This window comes from Robinsoniella sp. KNHs210, assembly GCF_000686105.1.
GTDB lineage: Bacteria > Bacillota > Clostridia > Lachnospirales > Lachnospiraceae > Robinsoniella > Robinsoniella peoriensis.
The window spans coordinates 5685057-5700913 of sequence record NZ_JMLZ01000002.1 but is presented as its reverse complement, the minus strand read 5'-3'; the positions used below and the strand labels follow the sequence as shown (position 1 = coordinate 5700913).

The 15857-nt window shown below is 40.1% G+C and carries 10 protein-coding genes; 2 read left to right on the top strand and 8 right to left on the bottom strand.

From position 1 onward, the window contains the following. Positions 1–34: 34 nt before the first annotated feature. The gene (locus tag CD03_RS0131225) at positions 35–793 is read left to right on the top strand and encodes a DeoR/GlpR family DNA-binding transcription regulator (protein WP_027296980.1); all 759 of its coding nucleotides are present in this window, start codon (positions 35–37) and stop codon (positions 791–793) included. Positions 794–896: 103 nt separating this feature from the next. Here CD03_RS0131225 and CD03_RS0131220 read toward each other — a convergent pair whose 3' ends face one another. The 5 genes from CD03_RS0131220 to hrcA form a co-directional block, all read right to left on the bottom strand. After that, on the bottom strand, positions 897–3449 hold the full coding sequence (locus tag CD03_RS0131220; RefSeq protein WP_027296979.1) for a YDG domain-containing protein: 2553 nt from the start codon (positions 3447–3449) through the stop codon (positions 897–899). 351 nt (positions 3450–3800) lie between these two features. After that, positions 3801–4973, bottom strand: a complete 1173-nt coding sequence (dnaJ, locus tag CD03_RS0131215) for a molecular chaperone DnaJ (protein ID WP_027296978.1) — start codon at positions 4971–4973, stop codon at positions 3801–3803. Positions 4974–5099: 126 nt separating this feature from the next. Beyond that, positions 5100–6959, bottom strand: coding sequence for a molecular chaperone DnaK (dnaK, locus tag CD03_RS0131210; protein ID WP_027296977.1), 1860 nt, complete (start codon positions 6957–6959; stop codon positions 5100–5102). 86 nt (positions 6960–7045) lie between these two features. After that, positions 7046–7690, bottom strand: coding sequence for a nucleotide exchange factor GrpE (gene grpE, locus CD03_RS0131205; protein WP_081820514.1), 645 nt, complete (start codon positions 7688–7690; stop codon positions 7046–7048). A 45-nt stretch (positions 7691–7735) separates the two neighbouring features. After that, positions 7736–8767, bottom strand: a complete 1032-nt coding sequence (gene hrcA / locus CD03_RS0131200) for a heat-inducible transcriptional repressor HrcA (protein ID WP_027296975.1) — start codon at positions 8765–8767, stop codon at positions 7736–7738. A gap of 296 nt (positions 8768–9063) precedes the next feature. Here hrcA and CD03_RS0131195 point away from each other — a divergent pair, with 296 nt between their 5' ends. After that, on the top strand, positions 9064–9810 hold the full coding sequence (locus CD03_RS0131195) for a hypothetical protein (RefSeq protein ID WP_047832938.1): 747 nt from the start codon (positions 9064–9066) through the stop codon (positions 9808–9810). Positions 9811–9903: 93 nt separating this feature from the next. On the opposite strand, the gene CD03_RS0131190 is transcribed toward CD03_RS0131195, so the two are convergent. The 3 genes from CD03_RS0131190 to CD03_RS35465 all read right to left on the bottom strand — a co-directional run bounded on the left by CD03_RS0131190 (position 9904) and on the right by CD03_RS35465 (position 15633). Continuing rightward, a complete protein-coding gene (locus tag CD03_RS0131190) occupies positions 9904–11214 on the bottom strand; it encodes a CHAP domain-containing protein (RefSeq protein WP_160295789.1) in 1311 nt (436 codons plus the stop codon). Positions 11215–11386: 172 nt separating this feature from the next. After that, positions 11387–12544 (bottom strand): radical SAM family heme chaperone HemW, encoded by a 1158-nt coding sequence (gene hemW / locus CD03_RS0131185; protein WP_027296972.1) that lies wholly within the window; start codon positions 12542–12544, stop codon positions 11387–11389. Positions 12545–12618: 74 nt separating this feature from the next. Further along, positions 12619–15633, bottom strand: a complete 3015-nt coding sequence (locus CD03_RS35465; protein ID WP_044289793.1) for a CotH kinase family protein — start codon at positions 15631–15633, stop codon at positions 12619–12621. Positions 15634–15857: the final 224 nt, after the last annotated feature.

Sequence of the window (15857 nt, the reverse complement as noted above, 5' to 3'; positions counted from 1 at the left end):
AATATACTCATCATTTAGGAGAGGGAACGGACTTATGCGTACAAAAAGAATTGACTCAATTGAACAATACATATTAGAACAAAAATCGGTATCTCTGGATACGCTTTGCGAACAATTTGCCGTATCGAAAAATACCATACGAAGAGATATCGACACCCTGGTAAAAAAGGGAACCATTAAGAAAGTTTACGGCGGCGTCACAGTAGCAGAGGCTCCGCCAATCAGCGACGTCATTCCTTTTGAAGAACGTCATACAAAATACGCTGCCGAGAAAGATGCCATATGCAAAATTGCAGCCGGATTTGTCAAAGACGGAGATATTATTTATATAGACACAGGCACTACCTGTATCAATATGATTGATTATATTTCCCACAAAGAATGTACCATTATCACCAATAGTGTTCAGGTCTGCCTGAAAGCAATTCCTTATCCGAATCTGACCCTGATTTCCCTTCCGGGTACTTTAAAACGGGAAACGCTGTCATTTGTGGGTAATGAAGTAATTGACTATTTAAAAACCTACAATATTACGAAAGCATTTATGGCATGTACCGGACTTACCATCGCAAACGGCCTTACTAATGCAACCCGAGAAGAATACACGGTTAAAAAGGCAGTGATAGAAAACAGCCATACTCATTTCCTGTTAGCCGATCATACTAAATTCGGTCACTTTTCTCTAATGACCTACTGCCCTATGAGCCAGGTAGACCATATTGTTACAGATGAAATGCCGCCTCAGGAATATTGTGATTATTGCCGTGACAACCACATTGAAATACATTATTAGATTGTTTTCAAAATAAGATAAGAAAAGCTCCCACCTGCCGGTGAGAGCTTTTCTTATCTTATTTTTGTTACTTTGTTATTCTGCTATTTTTGCATTATCACAGTTATTCTCTGTGCTGTCTGCGTTTGGATCTGGTTCTTACAACTAATACCACGATCACTGCACCAGATACTACCAGTAATATAACCATCAGCATAATCGGATTTACATCTCCGGTTTTAACTCCTGTCTTATTGGTTGTATTCTTGTTGGTAGATGATGTTGTGGTTGAAGTTACAACTTTGTAGGAAACTGATTTCGTATCCTTCGTTGATGTCTCATTTACCCAATTTGTTCCATCATATTTCTGTTTTTGGAAAGAAACTGACAAAGTATAACTACCGGAACTATTCAACTTAAAACTGCCGCTGTTAGAAGATGCATTATTATCCCAGGTTCCGTTCACATAAGAAGTCCAACTTACCGGAATATATCTAACATCATCTAACGAAGGTGACTGAGATGGAGATTTAATCTCTGATCCCGCTCCCGTTGCTGTAAAGGTTAAAGTAGACCCTGTCTTGTAACTGGTTGTGGTCTGTACTCCTGTAACCTTATTATTCTGCGGATTGCTGATAATTGGGTTACGCAATGTAGTTTGCTCTACCGATACAGATTTGGATGCTTCATAATTTGTTGATTCTTTGTATCTTGCTAAGATTTTATAAGAGGTTTTTTCTTTCAAACTCTTAAAGGAACCTGTGCTGGTCCAGTTGTCACCATCATCGATGGAGTATTCAACTCCGGAAGCCGTCTTCATTGTGATTGAATTGTAGGTAGGAGTAGAAACTTTTACATCTTCCGGCTTCTTGGTGTTTTTCGCTTTGTAGATCTTAGCTGAAGTTGTTTTATTCTTAATGGATGTTGAACTTAATACGTAATTCTTATCAAATCCACTACCCAGTTTAATATCTGAAACACTAACTGCTTTTTTTGTTCCGGCATCAGCACTGTCAAATACAAATTTTCCTGTTGCTGTCGGTTCGTCATTTCCAAAACTGTAACCGTTTGGTGGTGTGAGTTTCAGTTTTCCTTTTGCATTTTTGCTCTTATCATATGTCTTTGATTCAACGGAATCAATTGATGGAGTAACTTTCATTTTATTTACAGTTAATGATACTTCTGTGGTAGCTGTCTGACCATTATTATAAGCTACAACTACTGATGCATTATATATACCAGTATCTAAACCTGTTTTAATCTGTACAGCGCCTAATACCTTACCTGTACCTGTAGTTGTATTAGCAGGAACTGTCAAGTCAGAACTTTTATTAATAATTTCAAATGCATCTTTACTAGCGCCGCTTAACGTTATGTCTGTTATCACCGCGTCGGCATCTCCAGTATTTTTAACTGAAATATTTAAAGATGCAACTTTGTATCCATAATACTTTTCAGAAAAAACTGGTTTTGCTATGGACAATTCAGCTTTTGTATTTACGCTTACCGTAGCCGCTGCTATCTTACTTGCAAATGCTGCATTCGTAGCTTTTACGCGAACTTCGTATGAACCTGCTGCTAAACCAGTAGCTTTACCAGCCGTCATATCTGCCCAAGTACCACCCTTAATACGATACTCATATACTGAACTTCCCGGGTTTGTAACTGTCAAAGTACCATCTGTCTTATCTTTAGCTGACGCATTCCCAGGCGTTACATTCGGTGCATTATCTATACCTGGAATTTTAAATTCATTCCCGTCAGCTTCAGTCTTCAGTTTAATCCAAACAGGTTTATTCAACATTTCATCCGTAATCTTCATACCCTGACCATCTGCCACACAATTTTTCCAGCTTACTTTATTATCAACACTGTACTCCATATCTGATGTAACATTCGTCAGCGTCCCATTAGCATAATCAATCTTAATATTATCAACTGCCGATGCTTTATGCGATCCATTCGTATCAGTCGTTTCTGATTCACCCGGTGTCGTCTTATTGCTGTCTGTCTGACCCGTTGTTTCAGTTGCTTTCTGGCTCTCTGTAGTAGGTGCTTCCGTATCCGGTACTTTGCTATCTTCTGTAGCCTTCGTATCCGTTACCGGCTCAGTTTCCGGGGACTTCTTTTCTGTTGATTCGGTTGGCTCTGTAGCATCCTCTGTTCCCTTCGCCGTTTCTGTCTCAGAACTTGCAGTTGTTTTTTCAGTAGCCTTTTCGGTAGCTTTTTCTGTTGCTTTATCTGTAGTCTTCTCAGATTCTGTCTTTGCCGGAGGTGCTGCAAATGCATTGTCATCATTCGCGTTTACGGTTCCGGAAAAACTAACATCATTTACTGTAATTGATGTTGTCTGGCCCTTGGCATTTGCCGGAAGTTTTAGATAAAGGACTCCTTTATCATCCGTCTTTAAATCTTTGTAGTCATATGTGTAATCTTTCCCGTTTTGTTTAACGGATAATGATTTTACACTTGTTGCCGCTGTGATACCAGGTAATGTAAGTTTTACTTTGTAAAGCGTTGATGTACTGCTTGTAGTTTTTTCTGTTGTTGCTTCGGTAGTAACTGTAGTCTGTGGCGTATTCTCTGTACCCGCTGCTGTAACCGGTAATCCCGTTCCAGCTATCATACTTATTGATAAGCAGATCGCCAACAGTTTATTTACGATCTTTCTCTTCATAACGACACCTTCTCTCCTTTATATTTTATTTTTCGATGACATTCGTCATAAAGCCTGAAAACAAATTGATGCAGCCGAATTATATCTATGAATCATATCTATATTGCCGGCCGGCTCATGATTTTAGAATTAGAGTCTTAACAAGTATCTGTCTGCATACCTATCCCTCATCACAATTGTTTCTATATTCTTATAATACCCGTTAGAATCCTGTTTGTCAACAATTCCCAGACATTATAGGAAAAATTAAGAAAAGGCTTCCCATAATTATAAAAAATTAAGAAAAGAGGGTCTGCATAGTCTGACAACACATCTAAATGTCATAACAGACCACGCAGTACCCTCCTGCTATTAATCTTCAAAAGTTTCTTTTAATTTATCCATAAAGCCCTTTTTCTTTGGCTTTTCCGCACCCGCATTCTTCTGGTTTAAGGAATTTCCGGTTGCTGCATCAAAGCTGCGAAGCGCTTCTTTTGCATCTTCATTCAGCTTGGTCGGTACCTGTACCACCAAGGTTACATAGTGGTCTCCGCGAACAGATTTATTGCGCAGTGAAGGCACGCCTTTTCCTTTTAAACGCACTTTGGTATCTGTCTGGGTACCTGGTTTTACATCATACAGAATATCACCGTCTACGGTACTGATCCGTACTTCACCACCCAGAGCTGCCTGTGCAAAAGAGATCGGTGCTGTTGAGAAAATATTCATATCCTGTCTCTGGAAAATAGGATGTCTTGCAACTCTTACTTCCACCAGAAGGTCTCCTCTTGGACCGCCGTTTGTGCCAGGCTCACCTTTATCACGAATACGGATGCTCTGACCGTCATCAATACCTGCCGGTACACTGACAGCAATTTTCTTTCTGCTGGATGTATAGCCGCTTCCATGACAATCGGTACATTTTTCTTTTACTATCTTACCTGTTCCGCTACAGTCCGGACAGGTCTGCACATTACGAACTGTGCCAAATAAGGACTGCTGTGTAAATACAACCTGGCCTTTACCACCGCATTTCGGACAAGTCTCAGGACTTGTTCCCGGTTTTGCACCGGTTCCGTGGCAGGTTTTACACTCATCCTTTAAATTTAAATCCAATTCCTTCTCGCAGCCAAACACAGCCTCTTCGAAGGTTATACGTACACTGGCGCGAAGATTGGCACCTTTCATAGGACCGCTGTTCGCACTTCTTCTTCCGCCGCCAAATAAATCGCCAAAGATATCTCCAAAAATATCTCCCATATCGGCGCCGTTGAAATCAAATCCACCGAAGCCGCCAGCTCCGCCGCCTCCCTGGTCAAAAGCTGCATGACCAAACTGGTCGTACTGCCTCTTTTTATCAGCATCACTCAGAACTGCATATGCTTCTGAAGCCTCTTTAAATTTCTTTTCCGCCTCTTTATCTCCGGGATTCATGTCAGGATGATACTTTTTGGCTAACTGTCTGTATGCTTTTTTAATCGTAGCATCATCAGCGCCTCTGTCTACGCCGAGGACCTCGTAATAATCACGTTTGCTCTCTGCCATTTTGTTCACCTTTCCTAATACAGATTCTGCCTGATGTAGCCATCAAACAGTTTCCCTGTTAATTCCATTCATATCAATGACTTCAGCAGCCAGATGCTGCTGAAGTCATTGTTTCAAGTATCTATTCTACACTTCTTTGTAATCGCCGTCAACTACATCATCTGCCTGGTAAGCTTCGCCGCCTTCCGGAGCCGGGCCTGCACCTTCTGCTCCTGCCGCTCCCTGAGCCTGCTCATATACTTTTGCAAATAATTTCTGAGCGCTTTCCATTAATTTTTCTTTTCCAGCCTTGATTTCAGCAACCTGAGCTTCAGTCATTTCTTCCGGATTGGATTTTTCAATTAATTCTTTTAATGCTGCAAGATCAGCTTCCACAGCGGTCTTGTCATTAGCATCAATCTTATCGCCTACTTCTTCTAATGCTTTTTCTGTCTGGAATACCATAGAATCTGCATCATTGCGGGCATCAATTGCTTCTTTACGTTTTTTGTCCTGTGCTTCGTATTCAGCAGCTTCTTTTACTGCCTTATCGATTTCATTGTCAGACATATTGGAACCGGAAGTAATTGTAATATGCTGTTCTTTGCCTGTTCCAAGATCTTTTGCAGATACGTTAACAATACCGTTTGCATCGATATCGAAAGTAACTTCGATCTGAGGAACACCTCTTCTTGCTGGTGGGATTCCGTCCAGTCTGAACTGTCCAAGAGATTTGTTATCTTTGGCAAACTGTCTTTCACCCTGTACTACATGGATATCAACTGCTGTCTGGTTATCTGCTGCAGTTGAGAAGATCTGGCTCTTCTTTGTAGGAATTGTTGTATTTCTCTCGATCAATCTGGTAGCAACGCCGCCCATTGTTTCGATAGAAAGTGACAATGGTGTAACATCCAATAATAAGATATCGCCTGCGCCTGCATCGCCTGCTAATTTACCACCCTGTACGGATGCACCTAATGCAACACATTCATCCGGGTTTAAAGTTTTGCTTGGCTCTTTACCTGTCAGGGATTTTACTTTGTCCTGTACAGCCGGGATACGTGTTGATCCACCAACCAATAATACTTTAGATATTTCGCTTGCTGTTAATCCTGCGTCTTTTAACGCTGTTGTAACAGGTGTAGCTGTTCTTTCTACTAAATCATGTGTCAGCTCATCAAATTTAGCTCTTGTCAGGTTCATATCAAAATGTTTTGGACCTTCTGCTGTAGCTGTGATGAATGGCAGGTTGATATTTGTTGTAGTTGCGCTGGAAAGTTCTTTCTTAGCTTTTTCAGCTGCTTCTTTTAATCTCTGAAGAGCCATCTTGTCATTAGATAAGTCCACACCTTCATTTTTCTTGAATTCTGCTAACATATAATCTGTGATCTTCTGGTCGAAGTCATCTCCACCAAGTCTGTTATCACCTGCAGTAGATAATACTTCGATAACACCTTCACCGATTTCAATAACGGATACGTCGAATGTACCGCCACCTAAGTCATATACCATGATTTTCTGTTCTTTTTCGTTGTCAAGACCATAAGCAAGAGCTGCTGCTGTTGGCTCATTGATAATACGTTTTACATCTAATCCTGCAATTTTACCTGCATCTTTTGTTGCCTGACGCTGAGCATCATTGAAGTAAGCAGGAACGGTAACAACTGCTTCCGTAACCTTTTCACCAAGGTATGCTTCCGCATCTGCTTTCATTTTCTGAAGGATCATAGCAGAGATTTCCTGTGGTGAATATTTTTTATCATCAATAGCTACTCTGTAATCTGTACCAATATGCCTTTTAATAGAAGAAATTGTTTTGTCTGCGTTTGTTACTGCCTGACGTTTAGCAGGTTCACCTACCAGTCTTTCTCCTGTTTTTGTGAATGCCACTACGGATGGTGTAGTTCTGGCACCTTCTGTATTGGCGATAACTACTGGTTTACCACCTTCCATAACTGCTACACAGCTATTTGTTGTTCCTAAGTCGATACCGATAATTTTTCCCATTGTTGTTTCCTCCTAATTTAATATATTATGATTTGAGATTGTTATTTACTATTTAAAAGAGGTGACTGTTACATCACACAATTTGCTTAATTTGCCACCTTAACCATGCTGTGTCTTACTACATTTTCACGGTAGGTGTAACCTTTTTGGAATTCCTCGGCAACTATATTATCACCAAGTTCTTCATCTTCAATATGCATTACCGCATTGTGGAAATTCGGATCAAATTCCTGTCCCACAGCCTCAATTGCCTTTACTTCTAATTCTTCTAAAGTTCCTATAAGCTGTTTGTAGATTTTTTCCATTCCTTCAGCAAAAGGATCATCTTTTTTATCTTCTGGAACTGCTGCCAATCCTCGTTCGAAATTATCTACAACCGGAAGCATTTTTTCAATTACACTTTTTGCTCCCACTTCAAACATTGCGCTCTTTTCTTTTTCCGTTCTCTTACGGAAGTTATCAAATTCTGCCATCTGGCGTTTCAGCCTGTCTGTCAGTTCTTCAATTTGAACGTCTTTCTTATCTTTCTTGTCTTTTTTCTTGCCAAAGAAACCTTTTTTTACTTCTTTGCCGTCTCCTGATTCTTTTTCAGCTTCTTCTTTTTCTGTATCTTCGTCAGCTTCTTCACTTTCAGGAGTTTCGTTTAAAGTTTCTGCGGCTTCCTCTTCCGCATTTTCTTCTACTGCTTCCTCTGTGGCCTCATCTACCTTGTCTTCCACAGATTCTTCCATTTCTTTTTTTAAATTTTCGTCTGCCAATTTTGTTACCGCCTTTCCCTAGCTTTTATCAAATAATTCATCCAGCTGCACCATTAATGTTTTCAATGTATTCACAACCTTCTCGTAATCCATTCGCTTTGGGCCGATAATACCTATCGTACCCTGCATTCCTTCACCTAATTCATAGGTAGCTGTTACTACACTGCAGTCTTTCATATTCTTCACCGGTGTTTCATCACCGATATAGACTTGTATGCCATTGTGCTCCCCCTCGGACATGGTTTCATGTACAAGGCTTACCAGCTGCTGCTTCTCTTCCAATGCACTGATCAGCTCGCTGGCCCTTTCACTGTCGCTAAGCTCCGGATATTTAAAAATATTAGTTGCGCCGCTGGTATAAATCTCCAGATCGTCGTCATCCAGTCTTATTGCTTCTGCTACAGCGTCCAGAACACTGTTTACTACCTGGCTGTGAATGCCTGCCTGTTCTTTTAATTTCGCAATCATCCCAAGATTGATCTGTTCTATAGTCAATCCGTTTAAGCTTGTGTTTAGTAAAATATTCAGCTTCAGGATGGTCTCATTATCCAGGCAGTGTTCTATATGAAGCATCTTATTCTTGACTACATTACCTTCTGTCACAACTACGGCCAGTATCTGGTCTTCGCTTACCATAGACAGTTGAATGAACTTAAGCTTCGTCCGGTGATACTGAGGTGCCGTTATCATGGTAGCATAGTTGGTATTTAACGCCAGAACCTTTGCCACCTGTTTTAACACCAGATCCATCTTATCCTGCTTCTGAATCATCAGTTCTTTCATTTCGGTAACTTCCCGCTCTTTTTCCTCCATCATCCGGTCAACATATAATCGGTAACCTTTATCAGAAGGAATCCTGCCAGCTGAAGTGTGTGGTTGAATGATATACCCCAATTCCTCCAGATCTGACATTTCATTGCGAATTGTTGCGGAACTCAGATTCAAATCAGCATACTTAGATATCGTTCTGGATCCTACCGGTTCTCCGGTTTCCAGATACGTTTTTATAATGGCATGAAGAATTTTCGTCTTTCTTTCATCTAGCTGCATCCTTAAATCCTCCTTCCTTTTTAGTTGTTGTTAGCACTCGTCTGAGTGGAGTGCTAACATCTATGTACATAAAATAGCACTCTGCCTTTTTTTTGTCAATAGTATTTATACTTTTTTTAGAAATTATTTTAATTTTTATATTTAACAAAGTATATCATGGATTTAAAAAAGCTTGAACTATTTGACATTTATAGGTAAAATAGTATAGTGAATTTTATCGTTCATGCAATTTCTAACTGCTTTGGTACTAAATACAACAGGATAAGACTAGGAAAGGATACTGCCCACCCGGCAGCATGAATATTATGAAAAAAGGAAATACGCTGATTGTGATCTTTGCATCATTATCAATAGCAGCTTTACTGGCGCTGTCCGCCATTCTGATGCTCTATATGATGGAAGATACAAACCCACTCAAGAAATACCTCCCTTTTTATGAAAATGCCCAAAATGGAGGAAATAATGCCTTTAAAAGTGAAAATGAACAAATGTCTGCTGATCATTTATCCAACCAGGCAAACGGCAATTCTGCAGCAGATGCGGATTCTTCTTTCGTTCTGGTAGGGGATTCCCGAACTGTCGCTATGAAAGAGGCCATGAAATCTGATTCTTCAGATTCTACTGTATATATTGCAAAAGAGGGCGAAGGATATGAATGGTTCAAGCAGACAGGCCTGACGGAGTTAAAAGGTGTCCTGGCTGAATCACCTGACGAGACAGTCGTCTTCAATCTGGGCGTCAATGATGTAGAAAATATCAGTCTTTATCTGACACTATTTAAGGAATTGATTCAGAGCTATCCCGATGCATCTTTCTATTTTATGTCTGTGAATCCTGTAAATGAAGAAAAGTGCAAGGGAATCACAAATGCTGAAATCCAAAATTTTAATGGATCTCTTCAGGAGATATTCAGTAACCGATACCTGGACTGCTACAATTATCTCATAAAGAATGGATTCGATACAGTGGACGGTCTTCATTATACTCAGGATACTTCAAAAGCCATCCATCAATATCTGACTGATCAAATATTCCACTCATAATAAAATGCCTTAGCAAAGACCATCTCGTCTCTGCTAAGGCATTCTTTTTCACTGGATCCTGTCCTAAAACTGGTACAGGCTTTCCAACTCATCCTATATTAAATATATGTATCCTAAAATTCTTCTTCCAGCACCCCACTCATACATATTTCCATAGTGGAAAGATATATTCGAAGCAGTTGGTTTTACACTAGTCATGCTGTATCCGGATTCGGAAACGTATGGCACACCATTGATAATCGCCTCAACCATTGCAATATGTGCATCTCCTGAAGAGTTGTAATCAAAGATTACTAATGAACCAACCTTTGGAGTAGAACCATATGCATAGACCTTGTCTTTCTTATTTGCGTTCCAGATACCTACCGGATCCGGTCCGAAGATAGACATATTTGGAGACTTTCCTGCCTGCAGCATAACTTCTCTTGCTCTTCCGCATGCATACCAGGTACAATTGCCTCTGTTATAGCCGCCGCTGGTCTTCTTACCCGTTGGTGCCAGATAATCAAAGTTGAAGTAAATATTATAGAGTCCTGAATAGTAACTTCCATTATTCAGATCCGGCGGAACTGTTCGCTGAACAAAATTAGCTGTCGATCCACTGGAATTTCCTCCTGAATTACTGCCTCCTGAAGAACCTCCGTTTGAACCGTTATCCGGATTGGAAGGTGTATTGCTTTTTACGGTCAGGGTTCTTTTTACCAATGTTTTGGCTTTCCCTGATTTATCCTTTGCAGTTACAATATACTTATAGGTACCTGCCGGTAGTGTATTAAATGACATCGCACTGTCAATTTCAAAACCTATTTTAAAAGTCTTGGTATTTGGCTTCACTGATCTGGAGAACTTGGTTGCCCCGCCTGCATCAGTAACCTTCGCCGTTACATTCGTAATCTTATAATTGGATTTTACCGTTCCGCCTACCGTATAGAGCCCACCTGCATTTATTGCAAAATCGGAACTTGGTACCGGACTTGTAATCTTTAGGTTGGAAGTTTTAGTGACAACATTGAATGTTCTTTTCACCAAAGTTCTTGATTTCCCAGACGCATCTTTCGCCGTAACCTTGTATAAATACTTACCTTTTTTTAATCTGTCAAACTGTAAAGCATAATCAGCCGGTGAATATGCCAGATTGTATTTCTTCGTATTCGGATAAATATTACTCTTATAATACGATTTCTTACCAGAAGAATTGTATATTCCTGCGGTTATCCTTTTGATCTTATAATTTGATGAGATCCTTCCCTTTAGTGAAAAGCTGGTTCCTAACTTATGAGATACCGGATAACTATGTCCGCTAATCTTTAGTCTGGAGGCTGCCGCTGCTTCCGGCTTCATTGGTATAATCATGCCAACTACTAGACAACACATCAAAATTAAAACTTTAACCTTTTTGTTCATATAAATTCCCTTGTTTTCTTCATACTCCATTTCAAAGTTACGAGCTAATTATACACAATATATTACGACTTTTCAACCACTATTTAACATTTCTTTAAAATTTAATTAATTTCCTTCAGAAATTTGGTTATATTTTGCAGTTAAAAAACCGGATTTATTACACTTTTTATAGCTATAGCAAAAACTGTGCCAGTGTATAATTGCTTAAATCAAATCCTTTTTCTGTTAAGAAGACTCTTTCATCCTCAGTCTGCACCAGCCCTTCATTTTTCAAGCCAAGCACTGTCTTTCCATAGACAGCAGAAAATGGAGTATGGAAAGCCGTTTCGAATTCTACTGTTGAGATTCCCCCTTTCATACGCAGCCCCAGGAACATAGTTTCTTCCATTTGTTCCTGTAACGACAGCACCTCCCTTTCTTCTTTCTTGAAAATTCCCTGGTTGTACTTTGCTAAATCTACTGTATTGCGTAAACGCACATTGTCTATGAGCGATGAGGCACCTAAGCCAAATCCCAGATAATCCTGCCTCAGCCAGTAAGCCTGATTATGCCTGCATTCATATCCCGGTTTTGCATAATTAGAAATTTCATACTGTTCCAGTCCATATTCCCCAGTCAGGCGCCGTGTCTCATAGTACATCCCGCGTTCCTCTTCTTCCGACGGAAGTATGTGACAGTCTTCACCCATATCCCGAAGTTTTGCATCATCGGCATACTTCTCAAAGAACGGTGTTCCCTCTTCTATGATCAGGCTGTAAGCGGAGATATGCTCTACCTTCAGCCGCAAAATCTTTAACAGGCTTTCTTTCCAGGAATCTGCTGTCTGCCCCGGGAGAGCTGACATTAAATCCACATTAATATTAGAAAATCCTGCTTCTCTTGCCAGGTGAAAGCCTTTTAGAAAATCATCATATGTGTGAATTCTTCCAAGAAGCTTTAACTCCTTGTCGTGAACAGACTGAAGCCCCAGACTGAGACGGTTAATGCCCTGTCTCCGGTAGGTGTAAAGCTTATCTTTCGTAAGCGTTCCAGGATTTGCTTCTGTCGTAATCTCTGCATCCTCGTCCATATTGAATTTATTCTGAATTGCCTCCAGAATCCTGCCAGTCTCCTCTTCCTTTAGCACGGACGGCGTACCTCCTCCAATAAATATAGAAGTAACGTGCCATCTTTTCACGTCTTCAAACTGTTGGATTTCAGATAACAGGGATTCTGCATATTTTTTTCTTGCCTCCTCTTCAGAAGTAAAAGACAGGAAATCACAATATGCGCATTTACGAATACAAAATGGTATATGAATGTAGATGCCTAAATTTTTCGTCTGTTCCATTTTATTCATCCTCTCCGGAACAGCAATGTTGACGGGTGAACCGGCAGCACTGCTGTTCCTTATTTGGCTGTTCTTTATTTTACTTTAATTGAATTTATTTTTGATATGGTTCCATCGCTTGTTCTGGTATGGTAAGCGCGGACTTTATAATAATATACTTTCTTAGATTTTATTTTCTTAGTATCTTTATAACTTGTTTTTGCAGTTACTGCAACCTTTTTATATTTTCCTTTCTCTTTATCTGAACGGTAAACCACATATTTTTTCGCTCCGGAAATCTTATCCCAGGATATTTTGACCTGTTTCTTTTTCACGGATTTCAGCTTTATATTGGGGACAGTAAGCGCTTTTGTTTTCAGCTTTGTAACCGCTGAATATTTGCCGGAGTTTTTATTAACCGCCTGAACCTTATAATAGTATGTTTTTTTCGGAACTACTTTTGTATCTTTGTAGCTGGTCTTCTTCGTTTCAGCCTGCAGTTCATATTTCCCATTTTTCTTCACTGAACGGTAAACTTTATAGGAAACAGCATTAGCTGCCTTTTTCCATGTCAGCTTCAGGCTGGATGCCTTAATAGATGCTCCTTTTAGCTGAACCGGTTTTGCCACTGCCGGCTCCGGATTTGGCGCTGGTTCCGGTTTGGGTTCCGGCTTTGGTTCCGGTTTGGGCTCCGGCTTTGGTTCTGGTTCCGGTTCTGGTTTCGGCTCTGGTTTCGGTTCCGGTTCCGGATCGGGTTCAGGCTGTACTTGCGTCTTTTGGAATTCAGCCAATAATTTCCGGTCTGCTGATACCGTAAAATTATAAGCTGCCTCTGAAGATACTTTATTTTCGTCACTTACTTTATCTTCATACCATCCTCGAAACTCATAGCCTTCATCTGCAGCTGCCATTACCGCAACTGTACTTCCCTCCTGAACTTCAATTCCAGAAAGTTCCCCTTCTTCTGATTCGATATAAGCCCTGCCGCCTTCTGATGCCGTTACCGAGATCTGATAGCTGGGAATCACGGGTTGGGATTCCTTCGTAAAGGACTGATATTGATAGTATGTCTGGTTATTCCTATCTTTTCCACAATAAACAGCAATATTCTCTGCATTGCCGCCAATCTTCACAAAGGTATCATCAAAGCTGACCGTAACCTTGCCGTCTTTTACCTTCCCGACACCTGCATAAATTCCATTTACGGTCAGTGCTATTTCCGTGATCTCCTTTGGCACTGTAACTGTCGCTGTATTTATGTTATTTTGGGATACGTCTAATTCTCCTGTTATGCCGTCGTCCAGTCTGTTTGTATTCCAGGAATCCATCAGAGATTCTACGGTAGCGAACTGATTATCCAGCCAGAAAATTCTTGTTGTCAGAAAATTTTTCAGTTCATTAACTTGATAATCAAATCCCCCATACGGAAACCCTCCACTTCCATTCCATCTCTCTGTATTTGCCTGGGCTGCAGGGCCTAAATAACTTCTGTTTGTCTCTATGATGCCATTCGTACTGATCAGATCCCGGAGATAAGTCCCGCGTATTTCCTGATACAGTTCTCTTGCTTTTATGGCAAAGTAAGGATCCTGTATCATATATTTATACCATTGATATTTCTGCTTATCATCATTAAAATGAAGGGTTTGCCACTCTAATGGAAAATTTGTTGCACTGATATCTGATGCTGATGACCAGTCCATATCCCAGATTGGTCCCATGCTGAAAATACCATTAATGTCTTTATACATGTACGTGCTTTTCTTCATTGCATCCTCGTTCATAAATAATTCATTTACCATCCAGAATTTCACAAGGGAATCCATATCAAATAACTGCGGGTAGCTTACTTGATTCTGGCTCCAGCTACTCGAAAAGTCATAGGACTGTATCGCCCTTTCAAAAGCATTTAAATAATCACTGGCATACTGCATTAACTCTCTATTAGAATAAACATATTCTGGACTTTTGAACTTTATCAGATGCCCCAATGATGTATTGAAAGACGATTTTTCATCTTTATAAGAATCTAATTCTATTAAAAAACCACCTGACAGTTTTGGTATCTTAATTTTGTTGTAATTATCCAGATTGTAATTTTGTCCATTAAAATAAACTTGATGAGTAGTCGCCCATGTCATATCCTTAAGCATTGTATTTTCTAAATCCGCAACAAGATTTTCATCAAAATCCGACGTCTTGTCTTCTGCTATAATACCGGCAAAGTCCTCGGAAGCCTTCTCCCAATCATAAATATCCACACGGTTTCCATCCGATTTATAATCCACACGGATCTGCTCACAAAACTGGTAGATTCCGTCATATCTGCCATTCATGATCAATACCACATCCGTCGACTGCATATAGGGCATACCCAGGAATCCGGACAATTCATATGCCAGTTTATTGCGCATCAGGGCACCATCCAGGTGATTAGCAAGAAGAACCCAGTGTTTGTTCTTACCAAATCCAAACATATCTGTCTTTTTATCCAGCTTGATTTTATATGGTTTTTTATCATATCCCATCGTACTGTTGCCGCGGTATCTTATTTCGATATTACCATTATAAACAGTTGCATTCTGATTCATATATTCTTCATTCCGCTTTGTGGTCAGGGTTCCCGCAACGTAATCCTCTTTGTTTTGGATCTCCGCCTCTGTAGTTACATACATAACCGGAAGCTGGCTGCAATATAAACTGCAGGAATAACTATTTTTTCCACCCTCCGTATAGACCGTCACTTCAATAAAAGATTCCAGATCTTCTACCGATGGAATGTAGGAGTTTGTGTCATTATCGATTGCATTACCATTCACGGACCACTTATATTGGTAGTCCCCGGCTAAAGAATCCCCATGCAGCTCCACTTTCAGCGCCATACCCGGCTTCGCATATTCTGTTGTAAATCCTGCATAAACTGCAGCATTCTCAGCCTTAGCTGTCAATACAGGGACCATCATCCCCAGCAGACAAACCCCCGCTGCCATAAATATGTAAACATAAACGGCGGCAGCAAACTTCCCCAATAAATACTTCCTTAATAAATACGTTCCTTCTAAACGTCTTCTTTCTAAATTCCCTCTTTCTAAATACCTTCTCTCTCCCATCTCTTTTTCTCCTCTCACATTATTTTTTTCTCATTGCTTACCCCTTTTCCCCTGCATATCCAACACTCAATTTCTGCTTGGAGTATAACATTTTTCCCTATATTTTACAACGGAATCCGGCTCTATATCAGGGAAGTATAACAATGCATAAAATATAAACCAATATTTCTAAAATTCATTTAAAATGTCTTGACTTTCAAACTATTTAGAGTTATCATAGTGAT

Coding starts and splice junctions, on each gene's coding strand:
- CD03_RS0131225 (WP_027296980.1), top strand. CDS start 35: ATGCGTACAAAAAGAATTGACTCAATTGAACAATACATATTAGAACAA.
- CD03_RS0131220 (WP_027296979.1), bottom strand. CDS start 3,449: ATGAAGAGAAAGATCGTAAATAAACTGTTGGCGATCTGCTTATCAATA.
- dnaJ (WP_027296978.1), bottom strand. CDS start 4,973: ATGGCAGAGAGCAAACGTGATTATTACGAGGTCCTCGGCGTAGACAGA.
- dnaK (WP_027296977.1), bottom strand. CDS start 6,959: ATGGGAAAAATTATCGGTATCGACTTAGGAACAACAAATAGCTGTGTA.
- grpE (WP_081820514.1), bottom strand. CDS start 7,690: ATGGAAGAATCTGTGGAAGACAAGGTAGATGAGGCCACAGAGGAAGCA.
- hrcA (WP_027296975.1), bottom strand. CDS start 8,767: ATGCAGCTAGATGAAAGAAAGACGAAAATTCTTCATGCCATTATAAAA.
- CD03_RS0131195 (WP_047832938.1), top strand. CDS start 9,064: ATGAATATTATGAAAAAAGGAAATACGCTGATTGTGATCTTTGCATCA.
- CD03_RS0131190 (WP_160295789.1), bottom strand. CDS start 11,214: ATGAACAAAAAGGTTAAAGTTTTAATTTTGATGTGTTGTCTAGTAGTT.
- hemW (WP_027296972.1), bottom strand. CDS start 12,544: ATGGAACAGACGAAAAATTTAGGCATCTACATTCATATACCATTTTGT.
- CD03_RS35465 (WP_044289793.1), bottom strand. CDS start 15,633: ATGGGAGAGAGAAGGTATTTAGAAAGAGGGAATTTAGAAAGAAGACGT.